At 51.5% G+C, this 25,451-nt stretch carries 21 protein-coding genes; 5 read left to right on the forward strand and 16 right to left on the reverse strand.

Features of this window, described 5'->3' with window-relative positions; genetic code table 11:
- Positions 1–51: 51 nt before the first annotated feature.
- From DEV76_RS24060 to DEV76_RS24075, 4 genes are read left to right on the forward strand one after another with little or no spacing between them, the layout of a single operon-like run.
- A complete protein-coding gene (locus DEV76_RS24060; protein ID WP_109700509.1) occupies positions 52–453 on the forward strand; it encodes a hypothetical protein in 402 nt (133 codons plus the stop codon).
- 4 nt (positions 454–457) lie between these two features.
- Positions 458–838 carry a hypothetical protein gene (locus DEV76_RS24065; protein ID WP_157963083.1) on the forward strand — a complete coding sequence of 127 codons (381 nt, stop codon included), beginning with the start codon at positions 458–460 and terminating at the stop codon, positions 836–838.
- Positions 839–842: 4 nt separating this feature from the next.
- Positions 843–1,232 (forward strand): hypothetical protein, encoded by a 390-nt coding sequence (locus DEV76_RS24070; RefSeq protein WP_109700511.1) that lies wholly within the window; start codon positions 843–845, stop codon positions 1,230–1,232.
- Positions 1,233–1,262: 30 nt separating this feature from the next.
- Positions 1,263–1,658, forward strand: a complete 396-nt coding sequence (locus DEV76_RS24075) for a hypothetical protein (RefSeq protein ID WP_109700512.1) — start codon at positions 1,263–1,265, stop codon at positions 1,656–1,658.
- 56 nt (positions 1,659–1,714) lie between these two features.
- Here the strand turns inward: DEV76_RS24075 and DEV76_RS24080 are convergent, their stop codons facing one another.
- Both DEV76_RS24080 and serA read right to left on the reverse strand, forming a co-directional pair.
- Positions 1,715–2,071 (reverse strand): DUF4260 domain-containing protein, encoded by a 357-nt coding sequence (locus DEV76_RS24080; RefSeq protein ID WP_109700513.1) that lies wholly within the window; start codon positions 2,069–2,071, stop codon positions 1,715–1,717.
- A 545-nt stretch (positions 2,072–2,616) separates the two neighbouring features.
- Positions 2,617–3,855 carry a phosphoglycerate dehydrogenase gene (gene serA, locus DEV76_RS24085; RefSeq protein ID WP_109700587.1) on the reverse strand — a complete coding sequence of 413 codons (1,239 nt, stop codon included), beginning with the start codon at positions 3,853–3,855 and terminating at the stop codon, positions 2,617–2,619.
- 250 nt (positions 3,856–4,105) lie between these two features.
- Between serA and DEV76_RS24090 the strand changes: the two genes are divergently transcribed.
- Positions 4,106–5,314 carry a serine hydrolase domain-containing protein gene (locus DEV76_RS24090; protein ID WP_109700514.1) on the forward strand — a complete coding sequence of 403 codons (1,209 nt, stop codon included), beginning with the start codon at positions 4,106–4,108 and terminating at the stop codon, positions 5,312–5,314.
- Between the two features lie 111 nt (positions 5,315–5,425).
- On the opposite strand, the gene DEV76_RS24095 is transcribed toward DEV76_RS24090, so the two are convergent.
- The 14 genes from DEV76_RS24095 to DEV76_RS24160 all read right to left on the reverse strand — a co-directional run bounded on the left by DEV76_RS24095 (position 5,426) and on the right by DEV76_RS24160 (position 25,446).
- The gene (locus tag DEV76_RS24095) at positions 5,426–6,778 is read right to left on the reverse strand and encodes an alpha-L-fucosidase (protein WP_109700515.1); all 1,353 of its coding nucleotides are present in this window, start codon (positions 6,776–6,778) and stop codon (positions 5,426–5,428) included.
- Between the two features lie 12 nt (positions 6,779–6,790).
- The gene (locus DEV76_RS24100; RefSeq protein ID WP_109700516.1) at positions 6,791–7,984 is read right to left on the reverse strand and encodes a DUF4998 domain-containing protein; all 1,194 of its coding nucleotides are present in this window, start codon (positions 7,982–7,984) and stop codon (positions 6,791–6,793) included.
- A 20-nt stretch (positions 7,985–8,004) separates the two neighbouring features.
- Entirely contained in the window at positions 8,005–9,162 is a 1,158-nt protein-coding gene (locus DEV76_RS24105) for a DUF4959 domain-containing protein (RefSeq protein ID WP_198652213.1), read from the reverse strand.
- 20 nt (positions 9,163–9,182) lie between these two features.
- Positions 9,183–11,039 carry a RagB/SusD family nutrient uptake outer membrane protein gene (locus DEV76_RS24110; protein WP_109700518.1) on the reverse strand — a complete coding sequence of 619 codons (1,857 nt, stop codon included), beginning with the start codon at positions 11,037–11,039 and terminating at the stop codon, positions 9,183–9,185.
- Positions 11,040–11,057: 18 nt separating this feature from the next.
- Positions 11,058–14,468: a TonB-dependent receptor gene (locus DEV76_RS24115; protein ID WP_232827034.1), complete on the reverse strand. Its 3,411-nt coding sequence runs from the start codon at positions 14,466–14,468 to the stop codon at positions 11,058–11,060.
- Positions 14,469–14,602: 134 nt separating this feature from the next.
- The gene (locus tag DEV76_RS24120) at positions 14,603–15,748 is read right to left on the reverse strand and encodes a FecR family protein (RefSeq protein ID WP_109700519.1); all 1,146 of its coding nucleotides are present in this window, start codon (positions 15,746–15,748) and stop codon (positions 14,603–14,605) included.
- Positions 15,749–15,797: 49 nt separating this feature from the next.
- The gene (locus DEV76_RS24125; RefSeq protein WP_109700520.1) at positions 15,798–16,400 is read right to left on the reverse strand and encodes an RNA polymerase sigma factor; all 603 of its coding nucleotides are present in this window, start codon (positions 16,398–16,400) and stop codon (positions 15,798–15,800) included.
- A gap of 211 nt (positions 16,401–16,611) precedes the next feature.
- Positions 16,612–16,794: a hypothetical protein gene (locus tag DEV76_RS24130; protein ID WP_109700521.1), complete on the reverse strand. Its 183-nt coding sequence runs from the start codon at positions 16,792–16,794 to the stop codon at positions 16,612–16,614.
- A 29-nt stretch (positions 16,795–16,823) separates the two neighbouring features.
- Entirely contained in the window at positions 16,824–19,925 is a 3,102-nt protein-coding gene (locus DEV76_RS24135; RefSeq protein WP_109700522.1) for an efflux RND transporter permease subunit, read from the reverse strand.
- Positions 19,926–19,929: 4 nt separating this feature from the next.
- Positions 19,930–21,027, reverse strand: coding sequence for an efflux RND transporter periplasmic adaptor subunit (locus DEV76_RS24140; RefSeq protein ID WP_109700523.1), 1,098 nt, complete (start codon positions 21,025–21,027; stop codon positions 19,930–19,932).
- Positions 21,024–22,289, reverse strand: a complete 1,266-nt coding sequence (locus DEV76_RS24145; protein WP_198652215.1) for a TolC family protein — start codon at positions 22,287–22,289, stop codon at positions 21,024–21,026. The genes DEV76_RS24140 and DEV76_RS24145 overlap by 4 nt, the downstream gene beginning before the upstream one ends.
- Before the next feature lie 68 nt (positions 22,290–22,357).
- Positions 22,358–23,734 (reverse strand): sensor histidine kinase, encoded by a 1,377-nt coding sequence (locus tag DEV76_RS24150; protein WP_109700525.1) that lies wholly within the window; start codon positions 23,732–23,734, stop codon positions 22,358–22,360.
- A 6-nt stretch (positions 23,735–23,740) separates the two neighbouring features.
- Complete coding sequence (locus DEV76_RS24155; protein ID WP_109700526.1) at positions 23,741–24,430, reverse strand: response regulator transcription factor; 690 nt, start codon at positions 24,428–24,430, stop codon at positions 23,741–23,743.
- Between the two features lie 41 nt (positions 24,431–24,471).
- A complete protein-coding gene (locus tag DEV76_RS24160; RefSeq protein WP_109700527.1) occupies positions 24,472–25,446 on the reverse strand; it encodes a cation diffusion facilitator family transporter in 975 nt (324 codons plus the stop codon).
- Positions 25,447–25,451 lie beyond the last annotated feature (5 nt).

The raw sequence follows: 25,451 nt of genomic DNA on the forward strand, positions 1-25,451 counted from the left end.
AACATTCTCCCGGCTGGCCCGTTTGAGCATTATTCAACATGTATATCCCCTATGCAACGCATAATATTAATCCCTGCAACGCTCCTGCTGATGGCCCTGTTTCCATCCTGCTTCAGGGATCCTGTGGTAAATATCCGGAAACGCTTTCTGCCCATTGTTTCTACGAGTTGTGAAGATACCGTGCTGATACAGCGTGAGGTAATTCTCAGCATCCATGCTGTAGTGGCAGCATGTGAACAAATACAGATCCGGCACATATCAACTTCCGCTGATGGCGATACCCTATTCTTCCGGCCGGAAGCCATCCGCGAAGCGTCGGCAAAGAATTGTTCCGATACCCTGAGGCCCTATTCCACCAAACTATTCCGGACAGATTTTATGACAGCCGGGAAACGCTATTTCGTGTTCCGGGATGGTATTCCGTTTCACATCGATTCTGTATATATAAAATAAGCTTATGAAGAAATATATTTACCTGATGATAGTTTCAGCCTTTCCGATAATGGCCATGACCTGCGAAAAGGAGCCGTTGTATATTTCGCGTCACCTGAAACCGTTAGTTATTATGTGCCCGGATACAGTGGCATCAGGTGTGCCTTTCGAACTGACAATTCATGTGCGCATGGGAGATTGTGAAAAGCTCCGCTGGGAGAATAACGAAAAAGGTGATACTATGTATTTATCACCAAAGGCGGAACGGAAGAACCTGGGTACCCCCTGTGATACATCCCGGCCATTTGTAACTGGAAGTACTACATTATCCTTCCATACCACGGGAAAGAAAAAGCTGATTTTTTATGCCGGCGGTGAACAGACAGATTCTGTTTACATAAAATAACTTCATGAAGCAATACCTGTACCTTTCAGTAATTGGCCTGATCCCTTTATACGCCTGGACCTGCAAATCGTATCCAGAGCGCGATGTAAGCAGGCAGTTAAAAGTATTGGGATTCGACTGTCCTGATACGGTGGAAACAGGTGCAGCTTTCGAATTTTCCTTCCGGGTACGGGTGGCCGACTGTGAAAAGGTGATCTGGACATCCGTAAATCTGGGAAAGGATACTGCAAATTTCAGCCTCGAAGCGAAGAGGAAGCAATTCGCCAAAGGCTGTGATACCAGCCAGCCCTTTAGGTCACAGGGCATGCGCTATTCATTTGCGACTCCCGGCAGGCGGTATTTCGTTTTAGGAGTTGACAGCTACCGCTATCTGGATTCTATATATGTCAAATAAATAATGCATATTTAGGTAGAAATAATCCTGATGAAAAGAACCTTTCTGCCTGGCCTGGTTATATCGGCCGTAATTGCCTTTGTTGGATGTGACAAGGAAACGGAGACGGAAAGGATCGTCCGCCAGCTGACGGTTACCGGTATGGAAGGCCCTGATACCATACGCCGCGGCGAAACGGTAAGCCTGAAAGTTACGGTACTGGCCGGCCCCTGTGAAGATATTGCGATGCTACACTCCGTAACCTATGGCGATACGCTGGTAATATCCAGTCTTGCAGGCCGCGATGCCACCGTGCCGGATTGCAGTGCAGGAGCTGCGCCCCGCGAACATATGTTCTCCCTCGCCATTGGTGCCCCCGGCCCCAAATACTTCCGTTTCTTCAATAACACACCGGGCGGGCTGCTCGATTCCCTTTATGTAAAATAAGGATCTGCCAGCGGGCGAAGGCCCGTGGTGCGGCTGAATTCCTGTAAGGTCAGGAATCAGTTTTTCCCGATGCGGCCCAGGTGGGTATCCTGGAAGCCGGTCACCAGCTTCAGGCCGTAGCCGAAAGCCCGGTCGAGCGAGGAATGCGCGAAAAGGATGATGCCTGCAAAAGCAAGCGGTTCCACTGCATACCATGTGCCCGCGAAATACAGCAACAGGGCTACTCCTTTGTGATGGAAAAAATTGTAGAGTGCTGCACCGGTACGGGCGTTTACCAGGTAACCCAGCATGCTCAGGTCGGGTAACAATAGGCAGCCTATAAACCACCACCACGAAATCGTACACTGTTGTTCAAACATCAGCATGGCGAGTATGAACATCGCCACTTCTTCCAGTTTCAGCAATTTGGACATATGCTTGTCGTAAATATTCGGCAAAGGTGAGGTTTCTTCCTGTATCCCTCTACTCCGCTGCTGTATTTTACCCTGTTATGATAATCCTCCCGCATACTGATCGCCAATTGCACTTCCGCCACCCTCCTGCCCAATTCGTGACAAGACTATGGTCCCCCGGATTTAACCGCCTTTTACTGCCATGCTGTAAGTAAGATATTGGGTACTTAAAGGGTACTTAAAGAGTATTTACTGTATACTTAATGTATATCGAATGCATATAAAAAGGGTCCTTTAAGGGGGGAGAGACCTTAAATACCCTAGTAATACCCTATGAATACCCTATAAGTAACGTACGGATAGCCTGCCTGTGACCTACCTTTTAAGAGGTGTAAGGAACAGGTTTGCGAGACAAGGAATATGGAAAGTTAGCATGCCTTACTTCCATTTTGATGGCGTTTAACCATACCTGCTAAGGGGAGTTCTTCCTTAATTGAAAGCACCTGATACGAAAAAGGGCCACCTCAGTCTTTGAGGTGGCCCTTTGGATATTGTAAAACCGTTGGCTAGTAAAGCATTCTGGTTTTGATGGTATTATTTACATCCTTCAGGAGGGCGAATGCTTCCTGGGAAAGTTTGGAGTCCACATCCAGTACTACATAACCGATCTGGTCATTGGTTTTGAGGTACTGGCCCACAATGTTGATGTTTTTAGAAGACAATGCGCTGTTGATTTCAGACAGTACACCCGGCACGTTTTTATGGATGTGCAGGATGCGGTGGGTGTTTTCAATGGCAGGCACGCTGAGGGCGGGCACGGTATGGGAGCCGAAGCTGGCGCCTTTCTCGAGGTAGTTCAGCATTTTGCTGGATACATCGAGGCCGATGTTGTGCTGGGCTTCTTCAGTGCTGCCCCCGATGTGCGGGGTGAGGATCACGTTGGGAAGGCCCTGGAGCGGCGTGCTGAAGGAAGCGCCGTTCTTTTCTGGTTCTACAGGGAACACGTCTACCGCTGCTCCGGACAATTGGCCCTGCTCCAGGGCATCGCGGAGGTCTTCCAGTACTACCACCTCACCACGGGCGTAGTTGAGGAAAATAGCCCCTTTCTTGACGTGCTGGAGGGATTCCTTATTGATCATGTCTGCCGTGGAACGGTTAGACGGTACGTGGAGCGAAATGATATCGGATTGGGAGAAGAGGTCTTTGATGGTGCGGATCTGGGTGGCATTACCCAGCGGCAGTTTGGTTTCTACATCATAGTAGAGCACATTCATACCGAAAGCTTCTGCGAGTACGCTTACCTGGCTGCCGATGTTGCCATAGCCAACGATACCGATGGTTTTGCCGCGGAGCTCGTAGCTGCCGGTGGCTTCTTTCATCCAGGTGCCTTTATGGGCGGCGCTGTTTTTGTCAGGGATGCGGCGGATGAGCATGATAGACAGGCCGATCACCAGTTCGGCCACAGAGCGGGTGTTGGAGTACGGAGCGTTGAAAACAGCCACGCCGTGCTCGGTAGCGCTTTTCAGGTCTACCTGGTTGGTACCGATACAGAAGCATCCTATCCCCTGCAGCTTTTTAGCGGCGGCCAGTACTTTTGCGGTTACTTGTGTTTTTGATCGGATACCCAGCAGATGAACGTCTTTCACTTCGCGGATGAGGTCTTCTTCACTCAGGGCGCCTGATATTTTGCGGGTATTCACATAACCGGCTTCCTTGAATTCTGCCACCGCGGCGTCACTGATGTTTTCCAGCAAAAGGATATTGATCTTCTCCTTTGGGTAACTCGTTAATTTCTTTTGGCTCATGGTGTTGGATATAATCTTCTGGTTACAATGCGATGACATTTCCTGTGATCGATTTGTCATCAAAAAGTGGCACAAAACTATTCCAGTTTGGGGAGAAATCAAACAGAAGGCCTTTCGAATTCGTTATTACGCAAAAAATGGCCCTCACATTTCGTCATTTTTAAATTATTTTCGCCGTTTAGGTCCTGATGGGCATGAAAATTGTGAGTTAAGAGCATTCAAATCATTCAATTTCAGCAGCATTATACAAATGAACGGGTCGAAGGCAATTGTGGCACTGGCCATCTCTGGCATCTTTATATATTCCGGTTGCAGCAGCAGCTCCGCCAACCGGAACAGGGATAAATCACCGGCGCCGGCCGGAACAAACGAATACACCTTAGGGCTGAGCGAAGCTGAAGTACAGGCGATTCTTTCCAATCCCCGTAACAAGCGCATCAGCCGTGAAGTGGCGGACCTCATCCGGCACAGGCTTCCTGCGTCGTCTTTCAGCGGAGCCGTTCTCGTAGCCAAAAAGGGCGTAGTCCTCTATGAACATTACCAGGGCCTCGAAAGCCATGTATCCAAAGTACCGGTTACCGACTCCTCTTCCTTCCAGCTGGCTTCCGTCTCCAAAACCTTCACCGGTATGGCCATCCTTTCCCTGCTGGAAAGAGGAAAGCTCTCCCTCGAAGATCCCGTGCAGAAATGGTGGCCCGATTTCCCTTATCTCGGCGTTACCGTACGTACCCTGCTCAACCACAGGAGCGGACTGCCCAACTATCTTTACTTCTGCGACAGTCTCAATAAAGACAAATCCCATTTCCTCACCAATGAGGAAGTGATCCGGATGATGATCGTCCATAAACCGGCTTCGCAATATCAGCCAGACCGGCATTTCTCCTACTGCAATACCAACTACCTGATCCTCTCTGCCATCATTGAGAAAGTAAGCGGACAAACGTATGCGGATTACCTGCAGCAAACCTTTTTCGGCCCCCTGGGCATGACGCGTACCTTCGTGGCCGATCCTACCCTTGCACCCAGAGCCGGCCAAACCGTATCCCACCTCTCCAACTGGCGGGCGGAAGCGGATAACAGCTTCGATGGTGTAACGGGAGATAAAGGTATTTACAGCACCGTTCAGGATATGCTGAAATGGGATCAGGCTATCTATTCAGGCAGGCTCTTTAAGCCGGAAACCCTGGCAGAAGCATATCGCCCCTATTCAAAGGAAAAGCCCGGCATACGCAACTACGGCCTTGGCTGGCGCCTGATGACGTATCCCGACAGTACCCGTAATATTGTTTACCATAACGGCTGGTGGCATGGCAATAACACCGTGTTCTACCGCTTTATCCAGGACTCTACCACGGTAGTAATCCTCGGTAACCGATATAACCGCGGCATTTACCAGTCTGTACGCCCCCTCCGGGAAATCCTCGGGCATGGCGACGGTGAAGAAGCCGGCGAAGAATAAGCTCCGGATTAACTACAAATACAAACGCCCTCCTGATCTCAGTATCGGAGGGCGTTTTTGTATCTGGTATGGAAATACCCGACGGATGCTAACGGTTATCGAATACGAACGTCAATCGTTCAATATCAATTCAACTACAGGTATCTCAGTATTGGGTTTCTTTTCCGGAAGGTTCAGCACCACATCATCGTTATCAGCAGCGGCAAAGCGCAGCTCTGAATTATCGTGCAGGAACTGAGCGTATTTCACTTTACCCTTATAGCCCGGGAGCACGAGGGTTTTGGAATACTCCATCAGGTGCACGTACAGCCTGTTGGTTTTAGGATTGTACGTGAGCATGCTGTTGGCAGGCAGCTGGAAAGAGGCAGGCGCATATGTACAGTTGTAGATCGATTTATTGTTGCTATGCATCCACTTGCCCATATTGGCCAGTGCATCCTGCGCACGTTCGTCGAACTCCCCGCGTGCGGTGGGCCCTACATTGAGCAACAGGTTGCCACCATTGGCTACCGAACCAATGAGAAGGCGCAGCAGCTCTCGGGTGCTCTTCCAGGTATTTTCATCGCGGTGGTAACCCCAGGAGCCGGAAAAGGTCTGGCAGGTTTCCCATGCTTTACCGCGATATTTGGCCAGCTCTTCCACACTCACCTGTTCGGGCGTTTCGAAATCCTGTCCGTCGGCATAGCTGCCCAGATCCAGGCGGTTATCGACGATAATGCCGGGTTGCAGCTTACGGATGAGTTTCAGCAACTCCATACTCCCCCATTCATCTTTTCCTTTACCGTTTTTACCGGGGTAAGAAAAGTCGAGCCAGATAACATCGATCTTACCGTATTGGGTAAGCAGTTCGGTGATCTGGTCGCGCATGTACTTACGATACTTCGCCATGTCCCTCTTCTGGTTGAGACGTGCGTATTCCGCATCATTACCATCGCGCGGACGGTGCGGGTGCAGGTTATCGATGGTGAAATCAGGATGATGCCAGTCGATGAGGGAATAGTAGAACCCTACTTTAAGTCCTTCTGCACGGTAAGCATTTACAAACTCACGTACAAGATCCCGACGGGCGGGTGTGTTGGTGGATTTGTAGTCAGTGAACTTAGAATCGAACATGCAGAACCCCTCGTGGTGTTTGGTAGTGAGCACGGCGTATTTCATGCCGGCAGCCCTGGCTTGCTTTGCCCACAGTTTAGCATCGTACAGATCAGGATTGAAGAGCTCGAAGTACTTGCGGTAATCACCATCCTGAATCCATTCGTAGTGGCGTACCCATTCATGGCGGGCGGGCATGGCGTAAAGGCCCCAGTGGATGAACATACCGAAGCGGTCGTTTGTCCACCACTCCATACGCTTTTGTTTCTGTGCCGGTGTTTCTTTCCCGATCTGCGGCTGCTGTTGCTGCGCCTGTGCGCCGCCCGCAAGGAGCAGCGCGCACAGGGCAATCTGTTTAATCTTTTGAAGCATGTATCCGTGTGATTAGTTTGTCTGGAAGAATTTCACCCCTTCGATACGCAATGTCTGATAGATGGGGTTGGAATAAGAGCCTACGAAACCAAGGCTTACGGTTTTTGATTCAGTGAGTGTGAATTGCACGATATGATGTTTATCGCTGTTGTCTGTCAGTTTCTTGGAGGCGATGGCCGTACCGATCTGTTCCACGTCAGGAAGCGTAGTTCCGGGCGCCACGGCGAAGTATGTAGCCTGTAACGTGCCATCGATATTCTGCTGGAATGCTTCCATGCGGTATTTACCGGGAGGCAGCGTGAGTGTTTGCCAGATCTTGCCGTTGGTGATTGGACCATTATCCCAGATCCAGAGAGTGAGGTAGCGTTTGTCGGCTCCGGCAATCTGATCTGTGGTTCCATTACGGTCGGCTTCTGCGTTGGTTTGCCAGTCCGCAATTTGTGCAAAGCGGCTGTCTCCCCCATCTGTCCGGCGGAAAGGCCATCCCGGGTTCTTGAACACTTCTACGGAAAGGTCGAGTTCGGGAGCAAACTGGTACAGCTGCCAGTCGGTCAGGAATGTGTCGATGGCCAGTGTGTCCGGCAGGTAGCGGGTACGGTATTCCAGTTTGGAATTGGGAGCCAGCCCCGGAAGGGTGGTAACCATTTGTTCTGAAATACTTTTCACAATGGTATCGCGGGTAGTACCGTTTACATGGGTATACCGGATCTGGATGGAATGCAATCCGTCAGCAGAATCCACATCTCCCCATTTAACATCTGTTTTACCTATTTTAGAAACAATGGATTCATAAGCGCGGTTGAGCAGCGAAGTTTCATACAGTTGTCCGTACGATAAGCCGTTGGCTTTGCTGATCATTGACACGTTACCGGCTTTATCGTAGTTCACCACTTCAAATTCATATACCCGCTCGTCGAGGTTAGTTACCATGTAACGGATGGTATCGATGCCCTTGGTGCGGTTAATGGGGATGATGGCGGAGTCTTTCCGGTTATTCCAGTACAGCTTGCTGACGGATACTTTAGGGTCGGCAATGAGCAGCCAGGATACCTGTACGCGGTTGCGGCCGGGGTGTACCCGCATAGAGTCTGCCTTTCCGGTATACAGGCGCTCTCCTCCTTCCAGGTACTTTTTGTAATCGTCCTGCTTCCTGCAGGCGGCGAAGGCCGCGGCTGACAGTAACAGTATGGCAATATATTTACGCATGATAATAAGCTTTAAGAGTTTTACTTATCGTTTCCGTAGAATCGAATTTCCTGGATGTTGGCAGCAAACCCGCCGTCTGTCCATGTACGGAGGATCTTTACACGGAGGTAACGGACTTTAGGCATGGATAGTGGCACATCGATATGCTCTCCTTCTTTGCCCTTATCACGATCTTCCTGTGATACCTGTCCTACTGGCAGGCCCGAAGGCTTGATGAGGGTATGTTCCAGGAGTTTGGTCCAGCCATCGTAGCTGCCATTACCGGGAGGCGTATCTGCAATACCCCATAGCTCGAATTTGCGCACGTTATTCTGGAGGTAGATCCATTCGTTGGGCCGTTGCCAGAACGAGATACGGCTCAGCTTCGCCAGTACGCCCATATCGAACGAAATGGTCATGGGCATGCCATCGAACTTATCGGCAGAGTGCCACATGGTACCGTTCCAGAGTCCGGAGATGGGATATCCCCATCCGAAAGGCGTATCGCCCGGGAGGATGACTTCGCGGAACTTCGATTTGTCGAGCCAGCGTTCGTAGATGGGGACCCAGGAGCCGGTAAGTGTATCGCTGTAATTACCATACTGGTCGCGAACGAAGAACCGGAACTCACGCTCTACTGCATCAAACCCGCGGATGGAATAGTTGCCGTTGGGAGCTTTGGTATAGCGGACGTTGGTTTCCTTCATCTGGCCCAATGAGTCTTTGGTCAGCACAAAAATGGCCACTTCTGCTTTGGTAGTGTTTTCAAAAGTGAGGTTTACGCCCCCGAAATCTTCCCTGATGCGGAAACTGCGGCGGATGAGCACTACAGGTGGTACTTTGGGCTCCACCACTACCTCTACCGGTGCGGAGGCTACTTCGCTGCGGGAAACCGCATACAGTTTCACATTATGTTTCAGTGAATCACCAAAGCCGTCAACGATAAGGAAATTGTTATAGAAGCTGCTTTTCACTTCCCGGATCTTGCCGGGGCGCTGTTCGTACACAGCTTTCACATAAAGCAGGTCAGGATTATCGGGTAAGCTGTATGAGATGCGGGCAGTTCCGTTCAGATTCTCCACCTGTACGTTGGATACCTGTCCGGGAGTGCCGCCGGATGTATTTACAGGGTCATGCGTTTCTTTATTGCAGGCAGCGGCCAGCAATGCGAATGCAAGTATATGAGCTGTTTTTTTCATGATCATTCGGTTTTGAAGGGTTACCATCCGGGATTTTGCACGAGGTTTTCATTTACGAGCAGGTCGTATTCATGGATAGGCCACAGATAATCACGCATCTGGAAGCTTTGGCGGAATACGAGGCGCGGGCGGTAATAGAATTCCGGTTTCTCCTGCACGATGTCCCATCCGTTGATGGGTTTGTTAAGTTCTTCCACGGAGCGCTTCCAGCGACGGAGGTCCCAGAAGCGGGAGCCTTCGAAAGCGAGCTCAATGAGCCTTTCCTGCTGGATGATCTGGCGGAGGCCTTCCCTGGTACTGAATTTATTGGGCGTGCGCGACCAGTTGGTCCATGCATCCTGTACGGTAGGTAAACCGGCTCTTTCGCGAACGCGGTTGATATAATCGTATGCTTCGGCAGTGGGGCCTTTGGATTCGTTCAGCGCTTCTGCATACAGGAGATACAGGTCAGCAAGGCGCATTTCGGGCCAGGAGTACGATTCCACATACAGCCTGTGTTCAGCCTGTATCTCGTTCTTCCAGCTCACCAGCTTCTTGGCATAGTAACCGGTAACGTTGTTGTCGTAAATATTCTTACGGCTCTGCCACTGTCCTGCCTTATTCTCAATATGGAAGGTTTTGTTCTTCATCATCCACATGCCGCCGTCGAAACCCAGAGAAGCGTAGAACCTTGGTTCGCGGTTGAAGTGAAGGGAGGCGGTGGTATAGCCTTCGTAGATGAATTCCTTTTCTGCGGCAGTTGCGGTACGGAGTTTGAAACGGCCGGGGTAGTCGTAGCTATGATCTTCCTGGATAGGCACACCATGTACGGAATAGAAAAGTTCAGCCATCTTCATGGTGGGGCCCAGGGCGCCTGAAACAGATTCGTTGTTGAGATGATCCGGGTCGAGACGGGGAAGTGAAAGGCGCTGCATCGTGTAGCTGCGTGCCTGGGAATTGCCCCAGATGATTTCCGGGTTCCAGTCTTCGCACAGGGAATTACGCAGGCTCATCTGGATGTTCATGGCTTCGGACAGCTGGGTGCCCAATTCGTTGAACTTATACATTTTATGACGGCCGCGTTCGCAGGCTTCCAGTGCCAGTTTACAGGCAGATACTGCGGTGTCCCATTTGGCCGCGTCGTATGTGGTGGCAAAAATAGGACGCTCTGTTTTGCCCACACCAATGTGATCGGTGTTGCCATTAAAAAGCGGGCTGGCGGCAGTTACCAGTACTTTGGCGCGCATGCTCAGGGCGATGGCCTGTGTGATGCGTCCCATTTCGGTAGAGCGGTCGGCAATCTCAGGAGGCAGTGTTTTGGATGCATCGAGCATGAGGTCGGCGATGTATTTCACCAGTGTATCTACCGGTGCGCGGTACACTTTGTATTCCTCATGGCTTCCGGAAATGGGGAGGTTTTTATCTACCACCGGCACGGGGCCATAGCGGAGGAACAGCTGATAGTGATAAAACGCTTTCAGGAACTTCACCTCTCCCACCCAGCGGATGCGTTCATAATCCGGCAGGTCTACCACCTTGCCGATGTTATCGAGGAAGATGTTGCAATCACGCAGGGCGCGGTAGTATCTGCCCCATTCATTCATGTATACCGTTCCGGGCGACATAAAGCCCATGGCTATCTGCACAGGTTCTTCGCTCACGGGGTACGGGCGGGCAAACCAGTATTCATCTCCCGCACAAAGCGCCGGGTTACTGCCGGGGTCTGAGTTATAGGGCATGTAGCTGTAGCAGGTGAAGAGGTACTTCATTGCTTCCTGCCGCATGGTAAAGGCGTTATCGATGGTAGGCACGTTATCGGGCACTACGTCGAGGAATTTATTACAGCCGGCCGCGCTGATTAACAGGGCGCATATGGCGGGTATCAATAGTTTTTTCATGTAGATCCGTTTTTACCTTTAAAAACCAACGTTAAGGCCGAAGTTGTACACGCGTTGTACGGGGTATCCCAGCCCGTTGCCGCCCATTTCCACATCCCACAGCTTAAAGGTGCTGATGGCGAAGAGGTTCATGGCGTTGGCATATATGCGGGTGTTCACCATGCGGAAGCGCTTCTGCAATCTGTCGGGCAGAGAAAAGCCCAGCTCCACGGTTTTAAGGCGGAGGAATTCGCCACTGCGCATCCACCAGGTAGAGGTCTGGAAGTTGTTAGCCACGAAGTAGTTGCTCAGGCGTGGCCAGAAGGCGTACAGGTTGCGGTTGTTTTCGCTCCAGTGGTCTTCGGAGATTACGCGCAGCAGACCGTGCTGGCCGCCACCGTTCTGAACGAAGGGCTGGGTGGAATAAGGATCTATCCAGAAGGAAGAACGAGCCGAGCCCTGGAAGAAGAAGCTGAAATCAAAGGTCTTCCACCCCAGAGAGGAACCGAAGCCGTAAGTGATCTCAGGCATGGAGGGCAGGCCGATAGGTACCATGTCTGAAGAGTTCACGATACCGTCGTTATTAATATCGCGGTACTTGATATCGCCACCATATACACGGCTGCCGAAGTTCTGCACCGGGGAGTTGGCTACTTCCTGATCATCTACGAACAGGCGCTCTGCTACATAACCCCAGGCCTGGCTCAGCGAGTTACCGACTCTGGAGCGGTAAGCTTCCTTGTATTTAGGCTCTTCGTTTACCAGCAGCTTATTGGTGGCGTAAGTGAAGGTACCTCTGGCCTGGAGCCAGATACCATTCTTGAAGGTGCGGTTATAATCGATAGAAAGGTCTACCCCCTTCCCTTCCGCTTCGCCCACGTTTGCACTGATAGGTACATTGAGGCCGAGTGTGGAAGGCAGTGTGGAGCGGGTCATGAGGATGTTGGAGCGGCGCTCCATGAATGCATCGGCTACGATGTTCAGGGAGTTGAACAGGCCCAGTTCGATACCCACGTTGGCTTTCTTGGAACGCTCCCAGGTAATGTTCCTGTTTTCGTAACGGCGCACGGATACACCAGGCATATAGAGTGCGTATTTCTCTCCGAAAGTGGCGCCACGGCCTCCGTCGTTCATATTCACGTCTGACAGGTAGAAGAACCTGTCTTCATCCCTGCCGATCTGATCGTTACCCACAAGGCCGAACGAACCACGGAACTTCAGTTTGTCAACGACGTCGGCGTAAGGTTTGAAGAAATCTTCCTGGTAAACATTCCATGCCGCGCCGATAGACGGGAAGAAGCCATACCGGTGTGTTTCCGCAAAACGCTCTGAACCGTTGTAGCCGAAGTTGGCCTCCAGCAGGTAGCGGTCGTCGTAATCATAGGTAAAGCGGCCGCTTACGCCCTGGTTACGGTGGGGTAATGATGTTTGCAGGGTTTGACCGTTACCGGTGAGGTAGCCTCTGAAAATGCCTATCAGCATCCCCGAAACGGAGTGCTTGTCCATCGTGCGGGCATAAGTAACTGCTGCTTCGAGGTAAGATGTGGTAGCAGTGGTTTTATCACTGGGAGAATAATTTAGGTATTCAGTACCGTTATTATTCAGGGATACCAGTTTAGGTTTATCACCTGCCACGCCAGGCACCAGTTTATAATAGTAAGGCGAATATCCGCGGGATACTTCGAAGTACGCATACCTTTCCGTATACGCCATGAGGCGGGCATTCAGTCCGGGCGTAATGAATTTCAGGTCCTGTTTCAGTTCCAGCTGTGCCAGCAGATTGGAGGTATTGTATTGCTGGTAACCGGAAACCGATAATGCGTAAGGGTTGAAGAACAGGTTAGAGCCGTTCATGGTGTTGGCACCGTAACCGCGCATTACCGCACTTCCGAAGAGCGGGTGGTTGAGCTGGGGGGCATATTCTTTAGGATATACCGCCGGGAAATCTACCGGGTTAGCCCAGATAGCCTGCTCAAAGCGGCGGGCACCACCACCGATGGGACCATTGTAATCATCGAACTGGCCATAGGTACGTACGATACCCACAGTTGTAGGGGTAAGATTGATATTGATGTTGGAACGGATGGAATAGTTGCGCAGTTTGATGTTGCTGTTGAAGTTATTCAGCTTGTCTACTTTCAGGATACCGTTATCGATATTATAAGTTCCTGCGATATAGTACTGCGCTACTTTACCACCGCCGTTCATGGAGAAGTTCAGGCGCTGGTTGTTGGTGTAGTTCTTAATCATCTGCTTGATCCAGTCGTTGTTGGGGTACAGCAGCGGATCGGCACCGGCAGCGGTTTTCTCGATCTTTTCCTGTGAATAGGGCTGCTCTCCGAGGGGATCACGGGTGGCCACGGCTTCGTTGGCCAGTTTCATATAGGTGATGTTATCTGCGAACTTGATGCTGCGGGTATTGGTAGACAGGGAGTTCTCGAAGCGTACGTTGAACTTCGTTTTTCCTTCCACACCGGCCTTGGTGGTTACCAGTACAACACCGTTGGCACCTCTTGCCCCGTAAAGGCTGGAGGCGGTGGCATCTTTAAGGATGGAGAATCCGGAGATGTCATCGGGCTGCAGGCGGGCCAGGTCGGTGGTGGTAGACTCCATACCGTCGATGAGGATGAGCGGGTCTACTTTACCGGTACCGAAGGTGGTGATACCGCGGATGAAGAAGCTGGCATTATCTCTGCCGGGTTCGCCACTGCGCTGGTACGAGATCACGCCGCTGAGCCTTCCGGCGAGCATGGTAGTGAGGTTGCTGGTAGGGCCTTTCAGCTCTTTGGGGTTAATAGAGGTAACGGCACTTACGAGACTGCTTTTCTTCTGCGTGCCATAAGCTACCACAACAACTTCACCCACATCAGATACCTTCTGTTTTAAAACGATTTTCAGGGGCTTCAGTTCATACAGTACTTCAACAAGCGGCTGCATGCCGATCATGGTGAAGCTCAGCGAGTCGCCTTTAGAGGCTTCGATGGTGAAGGTACCCAGTGCATCCGTAAGGGCGTTGGCCTTGTTGGATTTGTTGTGAACGGTTACACCCGGCAGTACCTGGCCAGATTCGTCGGACACGATACCGCGGATCTGGATGTAGCGGGAGGATACATTGTTGTCTGCCTTCGCCTGTTCTGTTTTCTTCTTCAGCACCACCGTTTTGTCTACTACCGACCAGGTGAAAGGCTGGCCGGCCAGTACATCACGGAGGGCTTCGTCCAGTGAAGCGCCTTTAAGATCTGCCGTAACACGGCGGGCTTCGCCCAGCATGTTGAGGTCGTATAAAAAGAGGTAGCCGGTTTGTTGCCGGATCTGTTTCATCACATCTTCGAGCGATGAATTCTTAACGTGGATCGTTACCTGCTGTGCGTAAGCCCGGGCCTGAAACTGGATAGTCAGGGCAAAGCACAGCCACAGCAACGCCTTCGTGGAGAAGCGTAATCGTTGCATTGGGAATTAATTTTGGTTGCGTGGTAAATGTGGAGGTAATAGCATCCCCTACCCGTGGTTGCGGGACCGGTTTTCCATTATCTCTTTCAGTGTTTTGTTGCGGTAATGTTTCTGTTACGTGATCATTTAGGTGGTCAAGGAATTACTGTTACGGTGTTATTGTTGATCTCAAAATGTATGCTTCCTGTCATTTCCAACATTTTCAGAACGTCTTCTATCTTTTCCGTTCTGGATATTGCGCCACCGAAGTCTTTGCCTTCGGTATTGCCTTTATATACTACATCCACATCATACCACCGCGATACCTGGCGCATGATGGAGCGGATATTTCCTCTGAATTCAAATCTTCCCTCTTTCCAGGCAATTACCCTTTCGGTTTCTGCCGGCTGTACTTTCAGGTTGTTGCCGGAGCGGCCCATTACGGCCTGCAGGCCCGGGGTGAGTACTGCATTGGCGCCACGGCCTGTTACGTTAACGCCCCCTTCCAGCAGGGTGGCTTCTATCTGGCTTTCATCTTTATAGGCCATGACATTGAAATGGGTACCTGTTACGCGTACGGCCATGTCTTCTGCTTTCACGATAAAGGGCTGTTGCGGGCGGGAGGCTATTTCGAAGTATACTTCTCCTTCCATTTCCACGACCCTTTCCTTTGCCGAGAATACGGTGGGGAACCTGATTTGTGAAGCGGCATTGAGCCATACCCTCGAACCGTCTGGCAATACAACCCTGAACTGTCCGCCGCGTGGTGTGCGGATGGTGTTGTAGGTGGGTTGCTCTGCGGCGGCAGTATCATATTGTAAAGCGTTACCGTTCACCTGTGCATGGAGGCCCTGCTGTACACCAATAGTGCCGTTGCCGGAGCGTTCCAGATCTATTTCGCGGCCATCGCCCAGTACGAGTACGGCACGGTCTTTCCCCGGGGCAATGCCATTATTTATGGCTGCTGTATTGTTCCCGCTGCCCTGCTGTGTTTTCCAGAGGGTGGCGATGCCGAACAATACGAGGATACCGGCTGCTACTGCGGCCCAGGTAAGGTAGCGGGGCCTTTTATGACCTGTTGCTTCACCGGCCAGGATGGATTCCAGTACACGGTTGCCTGCATCTTCGGGCATCAGTGTACTGCTGTCGTGGTCTTCTGCCAGCATCGCGTCTATCTTCTCTTTCACGGCATCCTCCTGCTCCCCGTCTGCCACCATGCGGAAAAGCTCCTGCTCTTCTTCCGGCGTAGCCTGGCCAGTTTGATACCTTTGGAATAAATGCGCGAATCTCGAAGCTTTCATGTACGACTTGCTTGTTAATTATATGAGACAATAAGAAAAAGACGATGGGTTACATGGCCGGAAAAAAAATTCCGGATGTAGTGGAGGCGAGTAATAATAAGGGGTACATATCCATCCGGGCGATGCAGTATTCGCGGATAGAGCGCATGGCTCTGGCCAGGTGGATCTTTACGGTTTCAGGGGATAGTTGCAGCATATCGGCTACCTCGTTGCGGGGGAGCCCTTCCACTTTGGTAAGGCGGTACACCCGTTCCTGCTGGGGTGGCAGGCGGCGTACGGCGTTCTGCAGCACGCGCTCCAGGTCGCGGCTGATAACTTTTTCCTCGGTGCCTTTACAGGCAGGCTCCTGCGTGGTGAAACCATCCGTCTTTTCACGGGCCAGTTGCCGGAGGGCGTTATATATATGATTACGGGCAGTGGTAAACAGGTAAGCGCGGAAATGCTCTACAGCGTGCATGGTGTGGCGGTTGGTCCAGATTTTAATAAACACCTCCTGCACAATTTCTTCCGCATGGGTAGGGCTACCCATCAGCCGGAGGGCTGTAGCGTAAATACGGTGCTTGTATTCGTGGAATATTTCAGAGAAAGCAGTGCTGTCTCCTTCCGATAACCGTATCAGTAAATCCTGTTCGTGTTTGGTTGACGTATTCATCCCATGCGATGCGTAACTAAATTAGTGACAATCACGCACATCGGTGAACCTTATATTCTCTTAGTGTAATACTATTTTAACTGAAGTAAAGAAAACCGCCCTGCGTTAGCTAATGTACGGCAGGGCGGAGAGGATTGTGACCCGGCGAAGGAGATCAGCCGGGTGCTTTCTATCAACCTGTTTATGCGAACTAAAACCTGTCAACTGCTGATTAACCAGCCTTTTTAACTGTCTTTTTTGCTTCGTGATGATGCTTTGCTGTTTTCTTGTGCTCTGCTTTACCTGCATGCTTTGCCTGTTCGGTTTTAGCGGGTGCTTTTTCCTGTGCGAAAGCTGCGGTCATGCCACCAGATACGATCATTGCGGCGGCCATCAGAATCATGATCTTTTTCATTTTGTTTGTTTTTTATGATGAATAAATAATCAAATCAGTTTACCATACCGCTTACGGTATGCGGAGTAAAATATGAGCGGGAAGATGAGCAGGGTGAGAACGGTAGCCGTGATCAGCCCGCCTATTACCACTACCGCTAGGGGCTTCTGTGTTTCGGAGCCTATACCGCTGCTGACGGCTGCGGGGATAAGCCCGATGGCTGCCATGAGGGCCGTCATCACCACAGGCCTGATACGTTCTTCCACACCCTGGCGTATGGCTTCATTGAGCGGTATCCGCGCCTGCAGGTTTTTATGGAATACGGAAATAAGGATCACCCCGTTCTGAATACATATCCCGAACAATGCAATGAACCCCACTCCTGCCGATATGCCGAAGTTGATGCCTGTGGCGTGAAGTGCCAGTATGCCGCCTATGAGGGCAAAGGGTAAGTTCATGAGGATGAGGCCCGCATCTTTTACGCTTCCCATCATAATGAACAGGATAATAAAGATGGCTACGAGGCTCACGGGTACTACCTGTGTAAGGCGCTTGGTGGCGCGTACCTGGTTCTCGAACTCACCGGTCCACCCGATGGAATAACCTTTAGGCAGCTGGATGGACTTTTTCACTTTAGCCTGTGCTTCGGCAATGGTGCTTCCAAGGTCGCGGTCGCGGACGGAGAACTTCACGCCTATGAAGCGCTTGGTATTATCGCGGTAAATAAAAGCCGGACCGGTTTGGGTTTGAAAGGTGGCGATCTCCTTGAGGGGGATCTTCTTCCCGTTCATGGCGGGTACCATCAGATTGCGAAGGTCTTCCTCATCTTTCCGGTAATCGGCATCATACCGTACCCGTACATCAAACTTGCGCTCCCCTTCATACAGCTGGGTAGCAGTTTTACCCCCGATGGCCATTTCAATCACAGCCTGTGCATCGGCAGTTTTTACTCCGTAAAGGGCCATTTTAGTGTCGCTGAGGCGTACGCTCATCTCTGGCTGACCGATGTTCCGGAGGATGCCCACGTCTTTAATACCTCTTACACCATTGATCTGTGTGATCACTTCATTGGCGATACGGTCCAGCTCGTTGAGGTCGTCTCCATAAATTTTCACGGCATTGCTGGCATTGATACCGGCCACTGCTTCGGCCACGTTATCGATGATAGGCTGTGAGTAGTTGTATACCACGCCCTGGTATTGCCTGAGTCGGTGGTCCATTTCTTCCACCAGCTGGTCCATGGTGATCTTTCGTTTCCATTCTGCTTTGGGCTTCAGGTTCACCTGGCACTGTACGTAATAGAACCCGCTGGGGTCGGTGCCATCGTTAGAACGGCCAGTTTGAGACAGTACCCCGTTTACTTCCGGGAAGCTGCCCAGCTCTTTCCTGAACTTGCGGACGAACTCCACCGTTTCGTTGAGCGACATGCTCATGGGGAGCTTCGCTTCCACCCACAACGCCCCTTCATTGAGTTGCGGGAGAAACTCTGAGCCAAGAAATTTCGCGGAACCGAAGCTGGCCCCCATGAACAATACCGCTATTAATAAAGAAAGCTTTTTATGCCCGTACGTCCAGTTAAAGCCGCCCATTACTATGCGGTTGAAGAAATTCACCACCGGGTTGTGCTTCTCCCTGACATTCTTATTTAATAGTATCGACGTTAGCACCGGCACCAGCGTCAGCGTAAAGAGCAGGGCGCCCAGCAGGGCAAAGCCCAGCGTCCAGGCAAGGGGCGAGAACATTTTGCCTTCCACTTTCTGGAATGAGAAGATGGGCAGCAGGGATACGATGATGATCAGTTTGGAGAAGAAGACCGCTTTACCCAGCTCCCCTCCTGTTTTCTTGATCCACCCCAGCTTAGCCATCCGGTTGAATTTCTCCATCCCGAAATGCTTCGCCTTATGATCCAGCATTACAAATATCCCTTCCACCATCACGACGGCCCCGTCTATAATTATCCCGAAATCGATGGCCCCCATACTGAGCAGGTTGGCGCTCATGCCTTTCAGTTTAAGGCAGATGAATGCAAACAGAAGCGACAGCGGGATGATGATGCCCACAATGAGGGTGGTACGCCAGTCGGCCATAAAGATGAACACGATCACCGTCACGAATATGATGCCTTCCATGAGGTTGTGCATCACAGTGCTGGTACAATATTCCATGAGGGTATCGCGGTCGTAGAAGGTTTCCATTTTAATATCCGCCGGCAGTACCTTCTCATTCAGTTCCTTCACTTTGTCTTTGATCTGCGCCAGTACTTCGGACGGGTTCTCTCCTTTCCGCATGACCACGATGCCTTCCACAATATCATCCATTTCATTGAGGCCTGCCTGCCCCACTCTTGGCAGCGATGCTTCCCGCACATTGGCTACGTTCTTTACAAGGATGGGCGTGCCGTCTATATTCTCGATGATGATGTTCTCAATGTCCTGGATGTTATCGAGCAGACCGATGCCCCGCACTACGTAAGCCTGTCCGTTTTTCTCGATCACATCGCCCCCTACGTTGATATTGCTCTGGGAAGCGGCTTCGTATAATTCAAGGGGTGTAATGTCGTACTTGGCGAGTTTAATGGGGTCTGCGGTGATCTCATATATCTTTTCCTGTCCACCGAAAGCCACCACGTCTGCCACGCCGGGCACGCTTCTCAGCTGCCGGTCTATCACCCAGTTCTGGTAAGTAAGCAGACTGCGCGAATCGCGGTGGGGGCTTTTCAGCCAGTAGCGGAACACTTCCCCGGTAGGACCGTAAGGCGGCTGCACTTCAGGTTCTACTCCCTCCGGCAGGGAAACATTGCGGAGCATATTGTTCACCTGCTGCCGGGCGAAGAAGTCTTCCACATCATCGTCAAAGATGATCTTGATAACGGAGAGGCCGAACATGGTGATGGAGCGCACACTTGCCTTCTTCTGTACACCGTTCATCGATATTTCAATGGGCGTGGTCACGAAGCGCTCCACTTCTTCCGCGCTTCTGCCGTTCCATTCCGATACCACTACGATCTGTGTGTTGGTCACATCCGGGAAGGCTTCGATGGGGGTATGCAGGTAGGCTGTAACACCACCAACGGTGAGCACGGCCAGCATAAAGAACACGAAGAACCTGTTGCGGAGCGAGAACCCCACTATATTTCTGATGAATTTGTTCATGTCGTTAGTCGTTCAGGGCGTCGTAAATAAGCAGCTGATTCTTTGAGATAACGCGCTCTCCAGGCTGGAGGCCGCGGCTGATGTAGGATACGTCGTTCAGGGATTTCGCAACACCCACTTCCCTTGTATCTATATTATAGCGGTCACGGAATACCATGACGAAGTTTTTGCCTTTATCGAATATGATGGCAGAGCTGGGGATGGCTGGCAGCTCACTGCCTTCGCGGTACTTGAGCAGCACGGTGGCAAACATCTCCGGCTTCAGGAGCATGCCTTCGTTAGCGAGCCGTATGCGAACCTGCATGGTTTTGGTTTCAGGGTCCAGCACGTTGTATACTTTGTCGATCTGTCCGTGGAAGGTTTTGTCCGGATAGCTGATGGTGGTTACATCCGCAGGGTATCCCTCTTTCACGCGGGCTATATCAGTTTCAAATACATTGGCCATGATCCATACTTCATCCAGCTCAGAGATGGTGAACATATGGGCGCTGTTATCGCCACGCAGCTCCATGCCGTTATTGATATTCTTCTCGATCACATACCCGCTGATGGGTGCGGTAACGATAGACGTGGAGCCGCTGCCTTTGCGGTAGAGCTGTAACAGTTCGTTAAGCCTGCCGATTTCAGTGCGGGCTTTATTCTGTTCTTCTTCCGCGTTGAGCACATCCTTTTGCGTGGCCAGCTGGCTCTGGTAGAGGTCCTGCGCTACCTTGAGGCCCTTTTCCGCGATGGCGAGGTTAGAGCGGGCATCGGCCAGCTGCTTGTCGTAATCGGCGATCTCCCCGCTCTGTATCACGGCGAGCACCTGCCCTTTCTTCACATAATCGCCCAGCTGCACTTTTATGTCTTTTACATATCCGCTTACGATGGGATACAGTTTAAGCACTTTGCCAAGGTCGGGAGTTACTTTACCGGAAAGGCGCAGTTCGTTTTCCACGGGCCGGATGGCAGTGGTATCGATCCGGATGGTGGCCAGCATAGTATCGCTGAGGGCGAAAGTAGCCGTGGCGGTATCTTCCGCCTGTGTTTGTTTGCAACCGCCCAGCGTGGCCGCAGCACATGCGATCAGCAGGGGAAGCGTGTATAGATGTATGCGTTTCATTGCAATTGATTGAACAGCTGGACGCCGGTGGTGAAATTCAGTTCTTCATATGCCTGTACACGATCGCTGAGGAATTTATTAGCGTGGCGTATATGCTCGCTGTAGCTGTTGAAATAGTCGATGAACTGGAGCAGTGAGATATTCCCTTTCCGGAAATTAGCCGCCACTTCTTCTATGAGCCGTGTGTATTCTGCATTGAAAGAGTTGAGGTCGGGCCAGCCCGTTCCCTGTTCGAGGAACTGCACCTTTCCCAGTGCGTTGGCTACTTCGGCGGCAATCGTGAATTGTTGCTGGCTAAGCCCGGCAGATTGTGCTTTCACTTCCTGTGCCGCAGCTTTGATGTTGCCCTGATTGCGGTTCCATACCGGGAGGTCTACACCCAGTGTAAGCCCTATAAAATTAGGTGCGTAACTGCCATTACGGTCGTAGGTAGCGCCCAGATGCAGATCGGGTACGGCAAGTGCCTGCTGCAGTCGTTGGTTGGATTTGGCGGCTTCCAGCTGATAGCCTGCCAGCTGCAGATCCGGCCGGTTAGCCAGTGCGGTATCGGTAAGGGATTGCAGCGTTTGAAAACCCAGCTTATAGCGCCGCAGTACGTCAGGATCAGATTCCGGTATGATGGGTTCCTTACTGCCTGTAAGCAGCTGCAGCCGCAGGGAGGCATCCATTTCCTGCTGGCGGAGGTCGGTGTAATCATTAGCGATCCCTACCTGCAGGGCCTGCAGCCTGATCACGTCTGCATGGGCTACGCTGCCCGTAGCATCTGCGGTGCGGTAGGCGTCGAGGATGCGCTGGAGGTTACTTAACTGTTCACGCAATGTTTTCTCTGACGCCTGCAGGAAATATAACTGGTAGAAGTTGGTACGCAGCTCAAGGCGAAGCGTACGCATGAGTTCGGTAAAAGCGGCGGCAGAAGCTGAGGCATTCCATTTTGCCAGCTGCACTTGTTTGTTCCGTTTGCCTGCCAATTGTATGATCTGTTCCACATTCCCTTCCAGCTGTCCACCGCCGCCGATGTTGAAAGGCTTCACGGCTTCTAATGTTCCGAAGCCTAAGGTCCCTGAAACCGTGGGATTATCCCATTTCTTCGCCTGCTCCACCAGCGCCTCCGAGGCATTGACGCGATACCGTTCGGCCAATAACCGGAAGTTGCGCTGCAGGAATTCCTGTTCGGCCTGCTGCAGCGTTAACCTGCGGGCCTCCTGGGAAAATCCCTTTGCGGTCAGGAAGAAAGTAAATGAGAGTACCAAGAGCCTTTTCATGATACAAAGCTCCGGCGCGGTCATTAAATCAACCTTTAAAGCGAATTAAAAAGAAATTAAAATGGGGATTAAGCAGAGATGTGCGGGAGCTGAACGGTAAACGTACTTCCTTCTCCCGGGATAGAGAACACACTGAGGCGCCCTTCGTGCAGGTCGGTGATGCGGCGGCAGATAGACAAGCCAAGTCCATGCCCTTTTGCCTGCACGGCATTCGTTCCTCGGTAAAACGGTTCGAATATTTTTACCTGCTCTCCTGTTGGAATGCCGTGGCCATTATCTTTTACATGAATGAGGATGTACTTGTCATTGAAATCGAGGATCACCCTTGCAGAGGCATCTTCCGAAAACTTGCAGGCATTATCCAGCAGGTTGATGAACAGGATGCGCAGCAGGGCTTCGTTCCCGTTGCAGGTAATCATTTCATCCTGCTCCGGCTCGCGGAGAAACTGGATGTCTACCTTCCCTACGGATTTCCATTTACGCCGAACGAAGTCGGCCGTATCCCAGAGCAGCTCATCTACCCGAACGGGTGTGAAGGCGAATTCCTGCCGGTTCATTTCCGACTGCGCCAGCTGAAGGAGCCCGTTGGTAAGCTCCGACAATCCTTCTGCGTCTTCCAGTACGGATTGCAGTACCGTGGCGTATTCCGGCCCGGTACGGTCTTTTGCGAGGGTTACCTGCAGCTGGCTGATGATGGCAGCTAAAGGCGTGCGCAGTTCATGGCTGGCATTGCTTACGAAGCTTTTCTGCAGGTCAAACGAATGACTGAGGCGCTGCAGCATGGTGTTGAAGTTGGCGCCCAATTGCGCGATCTCATCACTGCCTTTCACCTCCACACGGTTATCCTGCAGGTTATTGGCGTTGATGGAATCGGCCTGCTCCACGAGCCGGTCGATGGGTTGCACCATCTTCCGCGCGAAGAAATACCCTACACCCACCAGGAGCACCACGCCGGCAATGAGTTCAATGATAAGAATCCGCCGCAGGTTCTGCAGGTTCTGGAAACCGTATTTGTCGAAGGAGGAAACCAGTACCAGCACGCTGATATTGTCTTCCGTATAATAGATGCCCGCCAGCTCGCCTTCGGAGCCGTTTCGGATGTAGGAACCGTTCTTCTTGATGTGATCCAGCAGTGTGGTTGGAGTGCGTACTGCCGTGTCTTTCATATTGGTGTAAAGCAGGCGGTAATCGTTGTTGTAGACCAGGATAGTTTCCTGGTAGAGGTCCTGGAAAGTGGTTTTATCCAGTTTGCGCAGCAGGCCTATCTGTACCTGGTCGTTTTCGATGATCACGCTGCCGATGGAGCGGGCACGGTATTCCAGTCGCTCAAGGTATTCATCGCGCCGCGATTTGGCGGAGAAGTAATACGCCAGCACGGAGAATGCTATCAGCAGGAAAGCGGCCGACAGCGTATAGTAAATAGCTATTTTATATTTGATCTTCAAGCGGCGTCAGGATTCTTCGGAGAGGAAGTATCCCATCCCCGTTTTGGTATGCAGCAGTTTTACGTCGAAGTCTTTATCGATCTTTTTGCGGAGGAAGTTGATGTATACTTCAATCACATTGGTACCGGTATCGAAATCGATGTTCCATACCTTTTCCGCGATGGTCATTTTAGAGATGACTTTCCCTTTATGCAGGGCCAGCAGTTCAAGGAGCTGGTATTCTTTGGCGGTAAGCGGGATCTTCTTACCTGCCCGCCAGGCTTCTTTCCGTTCACGGTCTATTTCAAGATCGCCGATGAGAAGTTTATCGTTGCGGAAATTGCTGACCTCTGCCCCTGCCCTTTTGAGGAATACGCGGATACGTGCCAGGAGCTCGCGGAAGTCGAATGGTTTTACGAGGTAATCATCGGCCCCCAGTTCAAATGCCTGCATCTTATCTTCCATGCCTCCCAGGGCGGTGAGCATGATAACGGGGATCTTACTGTTGCGGCGGCGGATGAGTTCGCAGATTTCGTATCCGTTGGAATGCGGGAGATTGAGATCGAGGATCACCAGGTCGTAGTCGCCGCTGGTGGCGAGACTTTTACCCATACGCCCGTCGTACGCCACTTCCACTTCGAAGCCGTTCTCTTCCAGCCCCATTCTCACGGCGTTGGCAACTTTCACTTCATCTTCTACGATCAGAATCCTTTGCATGGCGCTAATCTAGGAAAAAATGAATTAATCGGCGGTAAGGACTAATGTTTACGGTTGGGCAGCAGGTTGGCCCTCGACCATTCAATGCGCGACTCCATGGGGTGCTGGCGCACGGGGCAGTCTGCAATCTGACAATGGCGGCAGCTTTCGGGAATACAGGGGTCGGGGTGGATGAAGAATTCCACTTCATTGGCCCCCAGTTCCCGGTTTACGACGTTTTCCATGAACTTCAGCTCTTCGTGTACCTCGTTTAGTTTAAGGTACCAGGGGAGCGTAACATGGCAATCGATATGGTAATTGTTGCCATACTGCTGCACGCGCATGTTGTGAACGTCTATCCACGCTGGGCGACGGTTCCTGTTGAGTATTTCCGCTACGCGGTCCACTATTTTCATATCAGTTTCATCCATAAGACCGGAAATAGACTGCCGCATGAGCTGGTACCCTTTCCGGAGAATGAGGCCCGCAGCGGCTACAGACACCAGCGGATCTATCCATGTTTTCCCGGTAAATTTGAGTACGAGCAGCGCGGCGATGAGGGCAATAGAACTGTACGCGTCGGTCATCAGATGCTGCCCGTTGCCGGACAGGGTGATGGAGCCGAACTTTTTACCTGACCAGGCGATGTAAGCGCCCATGGTGAGGTTAACAACCGCCGTACCGGCGATCATCCAGAGGCCGTTATCCATTTCATGCAAGCCGGGGTGCGCTATAAAGAATTGTACGGCTTTGAAAAGGATGAGCACGCCGGCGATGAAGATCATGGCCCCTTCGAAACCGATGGAGAAGAATTCCACTTTGCCGTGGCCGTAAGGGTGGTTCTCGTCTTTCGGTTTGCCGGAAAGGTAGATGCTATAGCAGGCGAAGCCACCGGCTACCACGTTGATGATAGATTCCAGGGCGTCTGACAGGATGGCGACGGAGTGCGTGAGGAAGTACGCCGCGAATTTCGCGACCGTCAGCAACAGGCTGATACCGAGGGAAAGCAATATGATCCGAAGCTCTTTTCTGATCAATTGGG

The organism is Chitinophaga deserti (assembly GCF_003149455.1).
GTDB lineage: Bacteria > Bacteroidota > Bacteroidia > Chitinophagales > Chitinophagaceae > Chitinophaga > Chitinophaga deserti.